The 17,379-nt window shown below is 72.8% G+C and carries 12 protein-coding genes; 9 read left to right on the top strand and 3 right to left on the bottom strand.

Annotated features, from left to right (window positions below):
- Positions 1-114: 114 nt before the first annotated feature.
- The 7 genes from cysC to Val02_RS08350 all read left to right on the top strand — a co-directional run bounded on the left by cysC (position 115) and on the right by Val02_RS08350 (position 9,595).
- The gene (gene cysC, locus Val02_RS08380) at positions 115-1,662 is read left to right on the top strand and encodes an adenylyl-sulfate kinase (RefSeq protein WP_203898330.1); all 1,548 of its coding nucleotides are present in this window, start codon (positions 115-117) and stop codon (positions 1,660-1,662) included.
- Between the two features lie 118 nt (positions 1,663-1,780).
- The gene (locus Val02_RS08375) at positions 1,781-3,739 is read left to right on the top strand and encodes a Wzz/FepE/Etk N-terminal domain-containing protein (RefSeq protein ID WP_239152561.1); all 1,959 of its coding nucleotides are present in this window, start codon (positions 1,781-1,783) and stop codon (positions 3,737-3,739) included.
- 56 nt (positions 3,740-3,795) lie between these two features.
- Entirely contained in the window at positions 3,796-5,097 is a 1,302-nt protein-coding gene (locus Val02_RS08370) for an O-antigen ligase family protein (RefSeq protein WP_239152559.1), read from the top strand.
- 121 nt (positions 5,098-5,218) lie between these two features.
- Positions 5,219-6,427, top strand: a complete 1,209-nt coding sequence (locus Val02_RS08365; protein ID WP_203898329.1) for a hypothetical protein — start codon at positions 5,219-5,221, stop codon at positions 6,425-6,427.
- The gene (locus Val02_RS08360; protein WP_203898328.1) at positions 6,424-7,305 is read left to right on the top strand and encodes a sulfotransferase family protein; all 882 of its coding nucleotides are present in this window, start codon (positions 6,424-6,426) and stop codon (positions 7,303-7,305) included. The genes Val02_RS08365 and Val02_RS08360 overlap by 4 nt, the downstream gene beginning before the upstream one ends.
- On the top strand, positions 7,293-8,858 hold the full coding sequence (locus Val02_RS08355) for a lipopolysaccharide biosynthesis protein (protein WP_203898327.1): 1,566 nt from the start codon (positions 7,293-7,295) through the stop codon (positions 8,856-8,858). Before Val02_RS08360 ends, Val02_RS08355 begins: the two co-directional genes overlap by 13 nt.
- Entirely contained in the window at positions 8,855-9,595 is a 741-nt protein-coding gene (locus Val02_RS08350) for a class I SAM-dependent methyltransferase (RefSeq protein WP_203898326.1), read from the top strand. Before Val02_RS08355 ends, Val02_RS08350 begins: the two co-directional genes overlap by 4 nt.
- A gap of 50 nt (positions 9,596-9,645) precedes the next feature.
- Here Val02_RS08350 and Val02_RS08345 read toward each other — a convergent pair whose 3' ends face one another.
- Positions 9,646-12,510, bottom strand: coding sequence for a WecB/TagA/CpsF family glycosyltransferase (locus Val02_RS08345; protein ID WP_203898325.1), 2,865 nt, complete (start codon positions 12,508-12,510; stop codon positions 9,646-9,648).
- 57 nt (positions 12,511-12,567) lie between these two features.
- Between Val02_RS08345 and Val02_RS47205 the strand changes: the two genes are divergently transcribed.
- Entirely contained in the window at positions 12,568-13,506 is a 939-nt protein-coding gene (locus Val02_RS47205) for a sulfotransferase family protein (RefSeq protein WP_239152557.1), read from the top strand.
- Positions 13,503-14,417 (top strand): glycosyltransferase family 2 protein, encoded by a 915-nt coding sequence (locus Val02_RS47200; RefSeq protein WP_275415556.1) that lies wholly within the window; start codon positions 13,503-13,505, stop codon positions 14,415-14,417. Before Val02_RS47205 ends, Val02_RS47200 begins: the two co-directional genes overlap by 4 nt.
- A 24-nt stretch (positions 14,418-14,441) precedes the next feature.
- Here the strand turns inward: Val02_RS47200 and Val02_RS08335 are convergent, their stop codons facing one another.
- Both Val02_RS08335 and Val02_RS08330 read right to left on the bottom strand, forming a co-directional pair.
- Positions 14,442-15,890 (bottom strand): hypothetical protein, encoded by a 1,449-nt coding sequence (locus tag Val02_RS08335; RefSeq protein ID WP_203898323.1) that lies wholly within the window; start codon positions 15,888-15,890, stop codon positions 14,442-14,444.
- A 91-nt stretch (positions 15,891-15,981) separates the two neighbouring features.
- On the bottom strand, positions 15,982-17,196 hold the full coding sequence (locus Val02_RS08330; protein WP_203898322.1) for an NADP-dependent isocitrate dehydrogenase: 1,215 nt from the start codon (positions 17,194-17,196) through the stop codon (positions 15,982-15,984).
- Positions 17,197-17,379 lie beyond the last annotated feature (183 nt).

Here is a 17,379-nt window from a genome sequence, read left to right as displayed (position 1 = left end):
CCTCGTCGCAACCGCCCATCGTCAGTGCGGCTGCCGGTAAAAGTGGAATCCGGGCGGCTCCGCGCCTTGGCCCTGAGATGACGCCCACACAGCGGGCTGGAAGACTTGCTCCCCATGACCAACGGCTGGGTGCTCCCCGAGGGCGTCCTGCGCGACGCGCCGACCTACACACCACGTCCCCACGAGCTCGCCGACCTGGAACTGCTGCTCTCCGGCGCCTACGCGCCGCTGACCGGGTTCCTCGGCAGAGCCGACCTGGCCAGCCTCGCCCGCACGGGACGGCTGGTCGACGGGTCGCCGTGGCCGGTGCCGGTGACCCTGGACGTGCCGCACACCGTCGTCGCCCAGCTGGACATCAACAACCCGTTACGCCGGGTGCTCGTGCTCACCGACCTCGAGGGCGCACCCGTGGCGGCGCTCGACGTCGTGGAGACGTGGCAGACCCGCGACGAGGGCGTGGGCGTCGGCGGGCGGGTGCGCCGGCTCGGCGACGGGGGGCACGGGGCGTTCCGCAAGCTGCGACGCAACCCGGAAGAGGTGCGCGAGCTGCTGCCGCCCGGCCGGGTCCTCGGGGTCTTCGCCGACCGGCCGCTGCACCGGCCGCAGTTGGCCCAGTTGGCGCACGCGGCGCGCACCCTCGCCGGCCACCTGCTCGTGATGATCCCGGTGGGCGGGCCGACCCAGGACGGCGTGTCGGCCGAGTCGCTGGTGCGCTGCGTGCTCGCCGCCCGCGACCGGATGCCCCCGGCCACGATCATCGCCGTGCCGGTCGTCCCGCACGGCGACGAGATCCGCGACGCGCTCCTGCGCGCCCGCGTCGCGGCCGCGTACGGGGTCACCCACCTGCTCGCGACCGGCGGTTCCATGCTGTCGGGGGGCGGCCTGCGTGTCCTCGTTCCCCGGGAACTGGCTTATGACTCGCGCGACGGACAGTGGCGATCCCGCGACGACATCCCCCCGCGGCACCGCCGCCTGCCGCTCACGCAGGCCGAGATGACCGACCTCCTCGACCGCGGCGCGCCGCTGCCGGAGTGGCACACGCCGCCGGCGGTCGCCCGCGAGCTGGCCCGCGAACGCCCACCGCGCCGCTCCCGCGGCCTCGTCGTCTTCTTCACCGGCCTTTCCGGCTCCGGCAAGTCGACGGTGGCCCGCGGGCTCGTGGCGTCGCTGCTGGAGAGCGGCGAGCGTTCGGTGACGCTGCTCGACGGCGACGTGGTGCGCCGCCACCTCTCCGCGGGGCTCGGCTTCTCGGCCGCCGACCGGGACACGAACGTGCGCCGCATCGGCTGGGTCGCCGCCGAGGTGGCCCGGCACGGCGGCCTCGCCGTCTGCTGCCCGATCGCGCCCTACGAGTCGGCCCGGCGCGCGGCGCGGGAGTTCGCGCGCGCCACGGGTGCCGGGTTCGTGCTGGTGTACGTGTCGACACCGCTCGCCGAGTGCGAACGCCGCGACCGCAAGGGCCTGTACGCGAAGGCCCGCGCCGGCCAGCTGACCGGGATGACCGGCATCGACGACCCGTACGAGGTACCCACCGACGCCGACCTGGTGCTCGACACGAGCCGCATCACCCCCACCGAGGCCGTGAACGCCGTGCTGCGCCACCTCGGCGCGAGCGGCTGGATCGAGCCGCGTCAACCCGCGGAAACACCCGTGGAGGTTTAACCCTCACAGTCTGTCCGTTACGTCCCTCCGCTGGACCGCGTTAGCCCTTCGGGGCGGCTGCCGGCCGCCCGCCGCGGACGGCCACCGCGCCGGCTGCGCCGAACGCGGAGGGGTGGCGGTGGACTCAACGACGTACGACGTGTCCGATCTTCTGGGCATGGTGCGCCGGCACTGGTGGATCGTCGTGCTGCTCACCGCCTTCGGGGTGATGGGCGGCTGGGAGTACACCGCGCAGCAGCCGAAGGTGTACGAGTCGAACACGTCGGTGCTGGTGCAGCCGACCGGTGCCGGACAGGACACGAACGTCTCCGGCGGGCGCACCAAGGGCGAGATCAACCTCGACACCGAGGCGCAGCTGGTGCGTTCGACCGCGGTCGCCACGGAGGCCGCGAAGGCGCTGCGCAGCACGGCTCCGCCGGACTCGCTGGCCGCGAACGTGGCCGTCGAGGTGCCGCCGAACACCAGCGTCCTGGTGATCACCTACCGGGCCGCGAACCCGCAGGTGGCCCAGGCCGGCTCGCACGCGTTCGCGGAGGCGTACCTGGCCAACCGGGAACAGACCGCAGAGGGCGAGCTCCAGGGCCAGATCGCCTCGGTCGACACCAAGCTGAAGCAGCTCAACGCGCAGCTGACGCCGATCAACCAGAAGCTCGCGACCCTGCCGGCCAACAGCGGCGAACGGCCGAGCCTGGAGAGCCAGCGTTCCAACCTGGCGGCGCAGGTCAACACGCTCGCCACGCGGCTGAACCAGCTCACCACGACGACCGTGAGCGCCGGCAAGATCATTCGTGACGCGAAGCTGCCGGACCGGCCGAGCAAGCCCGTTCTCCCGCTGAACCTGGGCAGCGGCGCCGCCGTCGGCCTCCTGCTCGGCGTCATCGCCGCCGTCGTGCGCGAACGCCTCGACCGGCGGGTGCGCCGCCCCGGCGACGTCACCCGGCGGTGCGACGTTCCGGTGCTCGCCGCGCTGCCGGTGAAGGTGCGGCCGCGCCTCGACGACGTCTTCCCGCCGTTCGGGCTCGGGGGGCGGCTGTTCAACCGGCTGCGCAACGAGGTGGTCGCCGGCGCCGGCATCGAACGCGGGCGCCAGGGCCGGGTCATCGTCGTCGCCGGGGCCAGCCGCGGCTCCGTGTCGACCGTGGTGGCGGCGAACCTCGCGGCGGCGTTCGCGCGCACCGGCGGGCAGACCGTGCTGGTCAGCGCGCACCTGCCGGACAGCGCGTCGGACCTGGCGCCGGTCACGAAGCTGCTCGGCGTCAAGGCCGACCCGGGCCTGTCGGACGTGCTCGCCGGCCGGGTCAGCCTCTCCCGCGCCGTGCAGCGCGCCCCGCGCCAGCCGCGCCTGACGGTCATCACCACCGGCGGCACGGCCAGCGCCGGCGGGCTCCTCCAGACCCAGACCCTCCGCGAGGTGCTCGCCGCCCTGCGCCGCGAGGCCGAGTACGTGGTCATCGAGGCGCCGGCCACCTCCGCCAGCGCCGACGCGCAGAGCGTCGCCAGCCTCGCCGATCTCGCCCTTGTGGCGGTCGAACTGCGCCGCACCCGCTACGCCGACGTCGCCGACGCCGCCGAGCAGCTGCGCCGGGTCGGCACCCCGCTGCTCGGTGCCGTCGTGCTGCCCCGCCTGACCCGCGGCCGCGACGAGCCGCCACCCGCGCCGGCCCAGCCGGTCGAGGACGAGTTCGACGAGGAACTCGACGAGGCGCCCGAATACGGCGAGTACGTCGACGAGCTGCCCGACACCCGGGACGCCGAGACGCTCATCCTGCCGCTGGCCGGCCGCTCCCGCGCGGGCGCCGAGACGGTCGAGGCGCCCACCACCCCACCGATCAAGACCGACGGGGTGGACACCGCCGTCCTCGCGCTGACCGGCATCGACATGAACGGCATCGAACGCCGGCGCGCGCGGCGCCCGCAGCGCCCCGTCCGCGGCGACAAGCCCGCCCGCGACACCGAGACGCCCGAGGCCCCCGTCCAGCGCGTCGAACGCCCGAAGGCCCAGCGGCTGCAGCTCGCCAAGGGCGTGCAGCGGCAGGAGAAGCCGCGCGGCACCGATCCCGCGCCGACCGAGCAGTGACCGCTATTCAGGTCGATCCCACCGCGCCCGCGAAGGCTCCGTCTTCGAAAGACAGGGTGCCCGACGGCAAGGGGCGGCTGCTGGCCGTCACCATGCTCGGCTACCCGGTCTGGTGGGCGCTCGGGCTCGGCGTGCTCATCTTCCCGCTCATCGCGCCGCTGATGATCGTCGCGCTGGTCCGCCAGCACCGGGCGGGCCGGCGGATCGAGCTGCCGCCCGGCTTCGCGCTGTGGCTGTGCTTCCTGGCGGTGGTGGTCGTCGGCGTCGCCGCGCTCGGCGCGGAACCCGAGGGTGCCGTGTCGAGTTCCGCCGCGAGCCGCATGGTCGCGGTCAGCTACCGGCTCGTGCAGTACGTCGCCATGACGATCCTCCTGGTCTACGCGGGGAACCAGCGCGGGCTCGTCGGGCGGCCGCTGGTGCGGCTGCTGTCGTGGCTGTTCGTGGTGACCGTCCTCGGTGGACTGTTGGGCACCTTCGCGGGGCACTTCGAGTTCACCTCGCCGGTGGAGATGCTGCTGCCGAAGCACGTCGCGAAGACCGGGTTCGTCAAGTCGCTGGTGCACCCGTCGGCGGCGCAGGTGATGGACCTGCTCGGCGACCCGATGCCGCGCCCGGCGGCCCCGTGGGGCTACACGAACACCTGGGGCAACAACTTCGTGCTGCTCGTCGTGTGGTTCGTCGCGTGGCACTGGGGCGGGCTGTCGCGCACCCGCCGTTCGCTCGCGGGTGTGGTGCTGGCGCTGAGCGCGATCCCGGTCGTGCACTCGCTCAACCGGGGGCTGTGGATCGGGCTCGGCGTCGTCGGCGTGTACGTGGCGCTGCGGCTGGCCGTGCGCGGCCGGTTCCTGGCCCTGGGGGCCGTGCTCGCCGCGACGCTGGCGCTCGCCGTCGCGCTCGTGGCGACCCCGCTCGGCGACGTCGTCAGCGCCCGGCTCGACAACGGCAAGTCCAACGGCGTGCGGATGTTCCTCACCGAACGGGCGCTCGCCGGCGCCGCCGAGTCGCCGCTCATCGGGTTCGGGTCGACCCGCAACACCATGGGCGGCCGGCAGTCCATCGCCGTCGGCGAGAGCGCGGGTTGCGAACGCTGCGGCAACTTCACCGTCGGCGGCAACGGCCAGCTGTGGCAGCTGCTGTTCGCCCACGGGCTGCTCGGGACGGCCACGTACCTCGGCTTCTTTCTGTACGGGCTGTGGCGGTTCCGGCGCGACCACAGCGCCATCGGGATCGCCGGATCGTCCGCGATCGTGGCCGGCCTGGTCGCGATGTTCTGGTACAACGCGCTGGTCACCCCGCTGGCCTGGACCTTCTGCGCGTACGCCCTGCTGTGGAGGAACTCCTTGAGGGGGAATGAATGAGCCCGCATCGTGGTGGCGCGGTGTCGCCTGGACCGAGGAGCGTCGGGAGCGCAGCGACCAGAGCGACGAGGGAAGGCGACGCCCGGAGCGGCGCCACGAGCCTGGGCGGGGGGCGGAGCTAATGCCGGTCAGGACCGCACCCGCGAGCCTGTCGTCGGCCGACGCCAACCTGCGCGCCGCCTACGTGCGGGAGGTGCTGGACCTGCTGTACCCGGGCGCGGATCCGGGCGGCGGCACGGAGTTCCTGATGATCCCGGACCGGCGGCGGCCCCGGCTGCTCGTGCCCTCCGCCGATCGGCGCATCGCCGCCGCCGCCGTGGCCCGCTACGCCGAACCGCAGTCCCGGCTGGCCCGCGTCAAGCGCGACGCGGTCGTCATGGCCCTGCGTTCCGGCGCGTCGAGCGCGCTGCTGCGCGACCGCGTGCGGGCGAACAACGGCACCGACACCATCGAGACGTACCTGCGGCAGGTGCTCGGCACCGACCTGTACCTGAGTGTCCACATCGGACCGGCGCGGGCCAACCGCAAGCCCATCGTGCAGGTGCTCGCCGCCGACGGGACCACGCTGGCGTTCGTGAAGCTCGGCACCAACGAGCTGACCCGCCGGCTGGTCCGCGACGAGGCGGCCGCGCTGCGCACGCTCGGCGCCACCACGCTGCGCGCGGTGCGAGTTCCGGACCTGCTGCACACCGGCACCTGGCGCAGGCACGAGGTGCTCGTCCAATGCGCGCTGCCGGTCTGGGAACCGCGCGTCGCCCTCGCGTCCGACGGCTGCGCCGAGGCCATGCGGGAGGTCGCCCTCTCCTGCGGCATCACCCGGGCGCGCCTCGCCGGCAGCGCCTACTGGGCCACGCTCGGCACCCGGCTGGCGGCCGTCACCGAACATCCCGAGGGGCACCAGCTCAGCCGCGCCGCACGCCGGATCGGCACCGCCGCCGGGGACGTCGGGCTGGAGTTCGGCTCCTGGCACGGCGACTGGGCGCCGTGGAACATGCGACCCGTCGCCGGCGAACTGCTCGTGTGGGACTGGGAACGGTTCACCACCGGCGTGCCGATGGGGTTCGACGCGCTGCACTACGACCTGCAGCAGCGCATCAGCACCCAGTCCGACGGGACGGCGGCCGTGCGGCAGACGCTGCTCGCGGCCTCTTCTCTCCTCGCGCCGTTCGGCGTGACGGCGCCGTCCGCCGTGCGCCTCACCGCCCTGCTGTACCTGATCGACCTGGCCGCGCGGTACCTGGCGGACCGGCAGGCCGAGGCGGGCGCGCGCCTCGGTGTGCTCGGCCGCTGGTTGCTGCCCGTGCTGCTGTCCACTGTGGAGGATCTATGAAGTCGAACGTTCCCGCTCCGGTCAAACGGATCGTCCACATAGGATCCCGGGGCTACGGCAAGCTGACGGCCGCCCGGCGGATCCTCCCGTCGTTCCTCATCTGCGGCGGGCAGCGCTGCGGCACCACCTCCATGTACCGGGCGCTCGCGGCGCACCCGACGATCCTCAAAGCGGTGCTGCACAAGGGTGTGCACTACTTCGACGTCGGCTACACCCGCGGGTTCCGCTGGTACCAGGCGCACTTCCCGAGCCAGCGCCAGGCCGCCAAGCTCGAACGCCGGCACAGCGTGCGGGTGCACACGTTCGAGTCGAGCCCGTACTACATGTACCACCCGCACGCGATCGGGCGGATCGCCACCGACCTGCCCGACGTCAAGCTCGTCGTGCTCGTCCGGGACCCGGTCGAACGGGCCTACTCGCACCACGCGCACGAGGTGGCGCGCGGCTTCGAGTCCCAGGTCGACTTCGCCAAGGCGCTCGCCCTCGAACCGGCCCGGCTGCGCGGCGTCAGCGAACGCATGCGCGACGACCCGCACCACTACAGCTTCGCCCACCAGCACCACGCCTACCGGGCCCGCGGCGAGTACGTGCGGTACCTGCGGCGCATGGCGCGTTACGTGGGGCGGGACCGGATCCACGTGGTGGACAGCGCCGCGTTCTTCGCCGATCCGAAGCCGGTCTACGACGGGGTGCTGGACTTCCTCGGCCTGCCCTACCCGGACGAACTGCAGAGCCCCTACCCCCTGTTCGAACAGCACAACGCCCGGCCCCGCGCACCCATGCGCGACGAGTTGCGGGCGGAGCTGACGGCACACTTCGCGCCGTTCGACGCCGAACTGGGGCAGTGGCTGGGGCGCACGCCGTCATGGCGGTTGTAACGCCGGGCGGCGCACCGCCCGCGCCCCGGCCGGCACCCTCGGGGGCCGCCCCGCCGGTGCCTTCGCCGGCCGGTCCCGCGGTCGGCAAGTCCGACCCGGACGCCCTACGCGGGGCCGCCCGCGGCGGTCTGGTCAACCTCGTCGGGGCCGGGGTCGCCGGGGCGGCCGGATTCGGCGCCACGTGGCTCGCCACGTGGGGCATCGGCGACCAGGCCCGGGTCGGCGCGTTCTTCACCGCCGTCGCGTCGTTCACGCTCGCGGTCGCCGTGGCGAAGCTCGGTTCGCAGACGTCGCTGGTGTACTGGCCGGCCCGGCTGCGCACGCTCGGCGCCCGGCAGGAGCTGCTCCGCTGCCTCCACTGCGGACTGTCGCCGGTGGCGGTGCTGTCGGTCGCCGGATCGGCGGTGCTCGGGATCGCCGCCGGCCACGCGCCGCACGACGTCGCGGGGCCGCTGCGCGTCATGGCCGTGTTCCTGCCGTTCGCCGTTCTGACGGACACGCTGCTGGCCGCGACGCGTGGCTATCGGGCGCTGCGGCCCACCGTCATGCTGGACCGGCTGCTGCGGCCCACCCTCCAGCTCCTCGTGCTCGGCGGGCTGACCCTCTCCGTCCACAGTGGAACGTCCGTGTTCGCCGCCGCGTGGGCCGCCCCGTACGTGCCCGCCGCGCTGCTCGCCGGCTACGCGCTGGCCCGCGTGCACCGCGCCGACACCTCCCCCGCGGGTGCGCACGTCTTCACGGCCGGCCGGTACTGGGCGTTCACCGCGCCGCGTGCCGTCGCCAGCGTGGCGCAGCTCGCCCTGCAGCGGGTCGACGTGCTCCTCGTCGCCGCGTGGGGCAGCCTCCCCGCCGCCGCCATGTACGCCGTCGCCGGCCGGTACGTGGTGCTCGGGCAGATCGTCAACAGCGGGCTGGCACAGGCCGTTCAGCCCCGGCTGGCCGAACGCCTCGCCGTGCACGACCTGCCCGGCGCGCGCCAGCTGTACCAGCACGCGACCGCCTGGCTGGTTTTGTGCACGTGGCCCATCCACCTGCTCGTCGCGGCGAACGCGGGCGCCTACCTCGCCCTGTTCGGCCCGTCCTATGTGGACGGACGGCCGGTCGTGTGGCTGCTCGCCGGCGCCATGCTCGTCGCCACGGCCTGCGGCACCGTCGACATGGTGCTGTCGATGGCCGGCCGCACCCGGTGGAACCTCACCAACGTGCTGCTCGCCCTGGGCACCATGATCGTCGTCGACTTCGCGCTGGTGCCGCGCTTCGGGGCGACCGGCGCCGCCGCGGGCCTCGCATCCGCCGTACTCGTGAACAACCTTGTGCCGTTGGCGCAGATCCGTCACCTGTTGGGGCTGCACCCGTTCGGGTCGGCCACGCGGTGTGCCTTTCTCCTGACAGCATGTACATGTGGCGTTCCCCCGTTGGTCGCCGACCTTCTCGGGGCGGGTCCCGTGGTAGTCGCGGCCGTCAGCGTCGCCGGGCTCGGCTGCCTCGGGATCGGCGCATACCTCCTGCGCCGGCCGCTCACATTGCACCTGTTGAAGGGAGTTCGCCGATGAGGGCAGATTATGCCCAGGTCTTCCAGAACGTCGACGCCGTCGCCAAGTACACCGACGTCGTGTACGCACCGGAGAGCTACTCCACCCACGTCAACGCGCGCCAGCGGGCGTTCCTGCGGGGGCTGGTGCACGAGTCGTTCAAGGGCCGGCGCCCGGTGCAGCACGACTTCGCCTGCGGCACCGGGCGCGCCATCCGGCTCCTGCACGGGCTGGTGCGCGAGTGCCACGGCTACGACACCTCCGAGGCGATGCTGGACAGTGCGCGTGAAGCGGGGGTCTACGCGACACTGCACACCGTCGCCGAGAACGGCCCCGTGCCGGCACCGGCCACAGTGGACGGTCCCGCGCTCGTGACGATGTTCCGCTTCCTGTTGAACGTTCCCCCGGAGGTGCGGGACCGGGGAATCGCCTTCGCGGCAAAGGCGTTGCCCGACCCCGACGCGGGCCTGCTCGTCATCGAGAACCACGGCAACCGTCAATCCCTGCGCCATCTCGCGGCGCGGCGGCACGCCGGCAAGGCGTGGTTCTCCGAACTGGCCCACACCGAGGTCGTCGAACACCTCGACGCGCACGGCTTCGACCTGGTCGACGCGCGGGCCTTCGCGCTCAGCCCGGACGGGGCGTACCGGCGGGGCTGGAGCCGGCCGGCGGCACGGGTTGTCGACGACGTGACCGCACGGGTGCCCGGCCTGTGGCGCTGGGGCACCGACGTCCTGTACGTGGCGCGGCGCCGCTGAGCTCCGTAGGTAGGGGCCGTGTCCACTGTGGACACGGCCCCTTCTTCGTTTCAGCGCGGGCGCGGGCGGGGCCTCGGACGTTCCCCCGGAGCGCGTCGGCGGGGCGCGGGCCCGGCGGGGACGAACGGCGGCGGCGCGTCGGCGGGCAGTGCCAGTCCGCTGCTCGGGGCCTGCCGCTTGCGCAGACCCGCACCCGACGCCGGCGCGAACGCCCCCGCCGCCGCGAAGTCGTCGTTGGTCGCGAAACCCGCGGACATCGAGATCCGGAACTTGGGCAGGGCGGAGTTGCGGGCGGCGAGTTCCTCGACGTTCTCGCGGGCGGCCACGACGCGCGGGTCCCGTTGGCTCTGCCTCTGGTTTTGCTGCTCGGCCTCCACTGGCGCCGCCGCCCCGGCCCGCGCGGGCTCGGCTCGGGCGGTCTCGGCCCGAGCCGGCGCGGCCTCCTTGATCGGGGCGAGTGGTACGTCAGGCACGCTATTCGGCTCGGGATAGGTGGCTGGTGTACCACTCATGGCCGTCGGGACCCACGGGAGGATGACGGTGTCCTCGTCGGCCCAGGCGGGCAGGGGGTCCGGGGTCAGGCTGACCACGGGGTTGGCGGCGCTGGGAGTCGCGGCCCAGGCCGGGCGCTCGCCCTCGGCCCACGTCCCGGGGCTCTCCTCCTCCGCCCAGGCCTCGTGCTCGCCCTCCACCCAGGCCCCGGGTCCGTCCTCCGGGCGGTCGTCGTCGGACTCGTCTTCCGCCCACGCCCTGTGTCCGTGCTCCGGCCGGGCCTTGGATCCGTGCTCGGTCCGGTCCTGGTGCCCGTCCTCCGACCACACCGTGGGGCCGTAGCCCGACCACGCCTCAAGTCGGTCCGGCAGCAGTGCCTCCGTCGGCCCGTCCGCGGATTCGGCCATCTCCGCGGGCTCGTCCTCCGACCACCCCGTGGGTCCGTCGCCCGACCACGCCTTACGTCCGTCCGGCAGCAGCGCCTCCGTCGGCCCGTCCGCGGATTCGGCCGACTCTCCGCGATCGTCGTCCGACCATGCCGAGGGTCCGTTTTCCGCCCAGGCGCCGGCGTCGCCCTCCGACACCGAACCCGGCTCCGTCGACCAGGCCGAACGCCCCGCCCGGAAGGTCACATCGACCCGCGCGCCGGGCCGATCACCGGACCACGCGGTGGGGCCGTCCTCCGTCCAGGCCTCGAACCCGTCCTCGTCGCCCGACGTCGAATAGGCGCCCGCCGACCAGGCCGAACCCCCCGACCGGGACCTCACATCCAACCGGGACTCTTCGTCCGACGACGCCGAAGGTCCGTCTTCCCTCCAGGCCCCGGACCCGTCCTCGTCGTCCTCCCCCGACACCGGACCCACTCCGGAGGACCAGGCCGAACGCCCCGCCCCGGACCTCGCGTCCACCCGAACCTCGGGCCGATCGTCCGACGACGCCAAGGTCCCGTCCTTCGCCCAGTCCGTGTACTCGTCCTCAGGCACCGAACCCAGGTCCGCCGACCAGCCCGAACGCCCGGCCCGGAACGTCACGTCCACCCGGGCCGCAGGCCGATCGCCCGACGACGAATCGTCCCGGGACCAGACCGACCGCCCGGCCGCGGACCGCGCCTCGGCCCGGGTGCCCGTTTCATCGCCGGACCGCTCCTCGGCCCACTCGTCCGACTCATCGGCCAACCGCTCCGAGCGCCCACTCCCCACCCGGAGTTCCTCCGGCCCGGCGACCCGAACCGCGGGCGCATCGGCAGACCGTCCGGCGCCGGTGCCCGCAGGCCGCCCCTCGGCCCCCTCGCCCGCCGACAGAAGACGCTCATCCTCGGCCCGGGCGGCGAGCGCGGACACCTCGCCGCCGATCCCGGACCCGGCGTCGGCCCAGCTCTCGGGCTCCTCCGCAGACCACGCGGCACGCGCGGACGCCACGCCCGTGCCGCCGATCCCGGACCCGGCGTCGACCCAGCTCTCGGACTCCTCCGCAGACCACTCCGAGGACCCGTCACCCGACCGGCCCGCGGCGTCCCGCGCCCCCTTCCCCGGCGGCGCGCCGATCGGCCAGCGCTCGTCCAGTTCGTCGATCCACGCCCCCGACTCCGCACCGGCCGGAGTTGCGGCGACAGCGGGCTCGGCCTCCTCCCGCGCACCGGGCTCCCGCCCGGCAACCGCCGCCGTGGCGAGGAGCCGCAGCGCGTAGGGCGCGTCGCGGCACAGGTAGCGGCCGGCGAGCCGGGTGGGCTCGTTGGCGAGCCGGTGCACCCACTCCAACCCGCCGCGCTGCATCCACAGTGGAGCGCGGGTCTGGTCGCCGGCGACGAAGTTGATCGCGGCACCGCAGCCGAGGAACCAGGTCGCGGGTAGTTCGGGCCGTAAGAGTCCGATGATGCGTTCCTGTTTGGGGAAGCCGAGCCCGACGAAGACCATGTCCGGCTCCGCGAGGATCACCCGTTGGAGGATGGCGCGGAACGTCTCCTCGTCGCGGTCGAAGCCGTGCGGCGGGCTGGCGTGGCCGGCGATGCGCAGCCCGGGGAAGCGGTCCACGAGGACCTCGGCCGCGCGTTCGGCGCCGGAGTAGCGCTCGTCGACGGGGCCGGGTTCGCCGCCGAGCAGGTACACGGAGCGGCCGTCGAGGGCAAGCCCCGCCGAGAGGGACCAGATGAGGCCCGATCCGGTGACGCGTTCCGGCAGGGGTTGACGGGCGAGGCGGGAGGCCCAGACGAGCGGCGTCCCGTCGGCCACCAGCAGGTCGGCGGTGTCGAGGTCCGCGCGGACCTGCGGATCTCGGGCCGCCTGGCGGAGGATGTCCACGTTGGGCGTGGCGATCCGGCCCCCTTCGCCCCGATCGAGCGCGGCGCGTACCCGGTCCACGACCTCGGTTTCGGATAACGCGGCGAAGTCCAACCCTGCGAGCGTGATCTTCGTGAATTCCGACATAACGTCTCTAAACCCCGCAATCCTCGTTATGTAACCAGAACGAGACAAGGAGGGTCCGTGGTACGCGTACTCTTCCTGGGCGGCTTAGGCCGCAGCGGGACGACACTGATGGAACGACTGCTCGGCCAACTACCCGGAGTCTGTCCGCTCGGTGAGGTTGTCCACCTGTGGCAACGGGACCTGCGACACGACGAACGGTGTGGCTGTGGGGACCGCTTCTCCGAGTGCGGCTTCTGGCAGAAGGTGGGCGTCGAGGCGTTCGGCGGATGGGAGAACATCGATCCCGACCGGCTCTCCACCCTCGCCGCCTCGACCGAGCGCACCCGGCACATCCCGCGACTCGCGTTCGGGCCCAAGCCGAAAGGGCTCGCCGAGTACAGCGGCTACTACAGCAAGGTCTACCGGGCCGCCGCGGCGGTCAGCGGCGCACAGGTCGTGGTCGACTCCTCCAAGCACAGCGCGCTCGCCTACTGCCTGCGCCACATCGAGGACATCGACCTGCGGGTGATCCACGTCGTGCGGGACAGCCGCGGCGTGGCGTACTCCTGGACGAAGAAGGTGCCGCGGCCGGAGTCCGACACCGACGAGCAGATGACCCGCTACACGCCCGCCCGTTCGGCGCTGCTGTGGAACGGGCACAACGCGTCGTTCAGCCTGCTCGGCCGGCTCGGCGTGAAGGTGCGCCGCGTGCGGTACGAAGAGCTGCTCACCGATCCCAAGGCGACGTTGCGGTCACTCGCCAGGTTCGCGGGGCTCGAGGAGTCCGCCACGGAACTGTCGTTCCTGCGCGCGGAGGGCGAGGGCTACGTGGCCGACCTCGGCCCCGGGCACAGCGCGGCCGGCAACCCGATGCGCTTCACGATCGGTTCGGTGCCGTTGCGGCGCGACGAGGCGTGGCGGCGTTCGCTGCCCGTCCGGCAGCGCCGGATCGTCGGGGCGCTCACCGCTCCGCTGCTCGCCTCGTACGGCTACCCGCTCGCCGGGAGGACCGCGTGACAGCGGAGTGGCCGTCCATCGGGGTGATCATCCCGACGCGGGACCGGCCCGCCATGCTCGCCCGCGCTATCGACTCGGTGTCCATCCAGGACTATCCGGGCCGTCTGCGGATGATCATCGTTTACGACCAGGCGGAACCCGACTACATGCTCGCCCGTTCCGGTGAGCGACCGCTCATGGTCCTGGTGAACTGGCGTACGCCCGGCCTCGCCGGTGCCCGCAACACCGGCATCCTCGCGCTCGACACCGAACTGGTGGCCTTCTGCGACGACGACGACACGTGGGCGCCGGACAAGCTGCGGCGTCAGGTGGAGACGCTCGGCGGCGCGGAGTTCGGCACCTGCGCCATGGAGGTCGAGTACGCCGATCGCATCACGCCCCGGCTCGCCGGGATCTCCCTCGTGGGCGTCACCGACCTGGTGCGCTCCCGCATGGCCATGCTGCACGCGTCAAGCTTCCTGATTCGGCGTTCCTCCCTCGTGAACGCCGACCAGCTCGGACTCGTCGCCGAGGACGCACCCGGCAGCCAGAACGAGGACTGGGATCTGCTCCTGCGCGCCGCGAAGCGGGGCGCGATCCGCCACCTCGACGAACCGCTCGTGCGGGTGGCATGGGGACGCACGTCGTACTTCGCCTACGAGTACGACACCAAGGTGGCCTCCCTGCGCTGGATGATGGAACGCCATCCCGAGATCGCGCGCAGCGACATCGGCGCGGCCCGCGTCTACGGCCAACTGGCCTGCTGGTCAGCGGCGAACGGCGACAAGGAGTCCGCGCTGCAGTACGCCCGTCAGGCGGTGCGTTCGAACTGGCGCGAGCCCAGGGCGGCCATCGCGCTCGCGGCGGCCACGGGCGTCGTCAAGGTCGAGAACGTCCTCAGCGCCCTGCACAAGCGCGGCCGCGGTATCTGAGGCGCTGCACGGTGGCGTTCGGGCTCACCCGAGCGTGAACGCCACCACCAGCACGATCACCAGGAGCAGCACCGCGCCGCCCACGATCGCGACCGGCACCAGGGGGAAGCTCTTCGGTCGTTGCACCGGCCCGATCGGCGGATACGCGCTCCGGATGGAACTCCCACCGTCCAGCGCGTCGTAGTTCCAGCCCGGTGAACCGGCCGGCACCGCCTGGTCCCAGCCACCACCCTGCTGCGGCTGCGGACCCCCCGACCCACCCGGCGCCTGATACGCCTGCGCCGCGGGCGCCTGAAACTGCTGCCCCGCCGGCGCCTGATACTGCTGCCCGGCGGGCGCCTGGACCTGATGGCCCGTCGGTGCCGCATAGGGCTGACCCGCCGGTGCCTGATACTGCTGCGCGAACGGCGCCGCGAACTGCTGTCCGGCCGCGCCCTGCGTCCCGGGCCCACCGCCGGCCGGGTACTGCGGCGCCGACCCCGCGTCCGGCGCCGTGGGGACGACCTGGGTCCACTCACCACCGGGCGGACCGGCCGGGGCGTCGGCCACCCACGGCGGGACGGGCCGCCCCTGGGCATCGGTGCCGCCACCCGCCCGGGCGCCCGGGTCGGAAGCGGGAGCCGCAGCCGTCCCTGCACGTTGCGCGTGCGGCGCACCGCCGGACGCGGGCGCAGGACCGTGCGCCCCGGGATGAGCCACCCCGGACACCGGCGCCACACCATGCCCAGCGGCAGGACCCGACGTCGGAGCCACCCCGGAAGCCGCACCCGGCCCCGGCGAATAAGCCGCCCCGGCGGAAGACGCCCCACCGGCCGCCGTGCCCGGAACCGGCGCCGACCCCCCGCCGGACGTACCGAATGTCGAAGCCGCCGCATGCCCCGCGGTCGGCACGGCGGCCGCCCCCGAGTTCACCCCACCGGGAGAAGCCGAGCCCACCCCACCGGACGCCTCGATCGGCACCCGCTGCGTAGCCTCGCCGAAACCGCCGGCCCCGCCGGTCCCGCCGATGACCTCGGTGGCCGGTTCGGCCCGCGGGAGGGACTCCACCGGAGGCGTGGTCGAGACGATCCGCATCGGCCCGGTGGGTTCGCTCAGCGCCTCGCGCAACTGGACCCGCTGGGTGGCGTCCGCCGCGTCGACCGGCTCCGGGCTGATCGGGTCGGCCGTGTACAGCAGCCCGAGCGACGCGAAGATCTGTGCCGCGCCCGGCCCGCCGTCGGCGACGCACGCGATCCACGCCACGGCCCCGTTGGGGTCGCCGGTGGCGATCTGGATCATCGAGCCGGCGTTGGGCGGCGCGAGTGCGAGGGCCGTCCCGCTGAACGCCTGGCGCCAGCGCGGGTCGGCGGCGACGACCGGTTCGAGGACGGCGATGCTGGCGTATCCGCCGGAGGCGTCCACGCCCCACCAGACCTGGCCGGCCGGGCAGGTACCCAGCCGACGGAGCACCTGATAAGGCCCGATCGCTTGCACCGGCGGAGTATCCACCAACGCGTACTGCCCTCACAAACTCAGACGCAAACGGGCCCCGGCCAGGTGCGGCCGGGGCCCGTCGACGGGAAAACTACGACAGCTTCTTGGCCAGGTTGTCGGTCAGCGCGTTGAGGAACTCGTCCGTGGTCAGCCACGGCGCGTCGCGGCTGATGAGCAGCGCGAGGTCCTTGGTCATCTGGCCGCTCTCGACCGTCTCGACGCAGACCTGCTCCAGCTTGTTGGCGAATTCGGTGACGGCCGGCGTGCCGTCGAGCTTGCCGCGGTGGGCGATGCCCCGGGTCCAGGCGAAGATCGAGGCGATCGGGTTGGTGCTGGTCTTCTCGCCCTTCTGCCACTGCCGGTAGTGCCGCGTCACCGTGCCGTGCGCCGCCTCGGCCTCGACGGTCTTGCCGTCGGGCGCCATGAGAACGGAGGTCATCAGGCCCAGCGAGCCGTAGCCCTGCGCCACGGTGTCGGACTGCACGTCACCGTCGTAGTTCTTGCAGGCCCACACGAAGCCGCCCTCCCACTTGAGCGCGGCGGCGACCATGTCGTCGATGAGCCGGTGCTCGTAGGTGATGCCCGCCTTGGCGAACTCCTCCTTGAACTCCGTCTCGAAGACCTCGGCGAACAGGTCCTTGAACCGCCCGTCGTAGGCCTTGAGGATGGTGTTCTTGGTGGACAGGTACACCGGGTAGCCACGGTCGAGGCCGTAGCGGAACGACGCCCGCGCGAAGTCGCGGATCGAGTCGTCGTAGTTGTACATGGCCATGCCCACGCCGCCGCCGGGGAACTTGGCGACCTCGAACTCCATCGGCGCGGAGCCGTCGTCCGGTGTGAACGTCACGGTCAGCGTGCCGGGGCCGGGCGCCACGAAGTCGGTGGCCTTGTACTGGTCGCCGTGTGCGTGACGGCCGATGATGATGGGCTTGGTCCAGCCGGGTACGAGCCGCGGCACGTTCGACATGATGATCGGCTCGCGGAAGACGACGCCGCCGAGAATGTTCCGGATGGTGCCGTTGGGCGAGCGCCACATCTTCTTGAGGCCGAACTCCTCGACCCGCGCCTCGTCCGGCGTGATGGTGGCGCACTTGACGCCGACCCCGTGGCGCTTGATCGCGTTCGCGGCGTCGACGGTCACCTGGTCGTCGGTCTCGTCGCGGTACTGGATCGACAGGTCGTAGTACTCCAGGTCGACGTCGAGGTACGGCAGGATCAGCTGCTCCCGGATCTGCTTCCAGATGATCCGGGTCATCTCGTCACCGTCGAGCTCGACGACCGGGTTCGCAACCTTGATCTTGGCCATCGGCGTGGCGCTCCTCTCGCGGGATCTCTAAGCAGTACGAGCGTACTGGATCGCTCGGCGGGGCCGCATCCCAGCCTGCCACGGCCGGCAGCGCGGTTCCGGCGTCCCGCCGAAATAGGAAAGAATTGATATAGCTCAAGCGCCGCCTAAATAAGTACGCGCACAATGCGATTCCCGTTCGCA

The organism is Virgisporangium aliadipatigenens, assembly GCF_016863615.1.
GTDB classification, from domain to species: Bacteria; Actinomycetota; Actinomycetes; order Mycobacteriales; family Micromonosporaceae; genus Virgisporangium; species Virgisporangium aliadipatigenens.
Note: the sequence above shows the minus strand (reverse complement) of the source record. Positions and strands in the feature narration are given on the sequence as shown.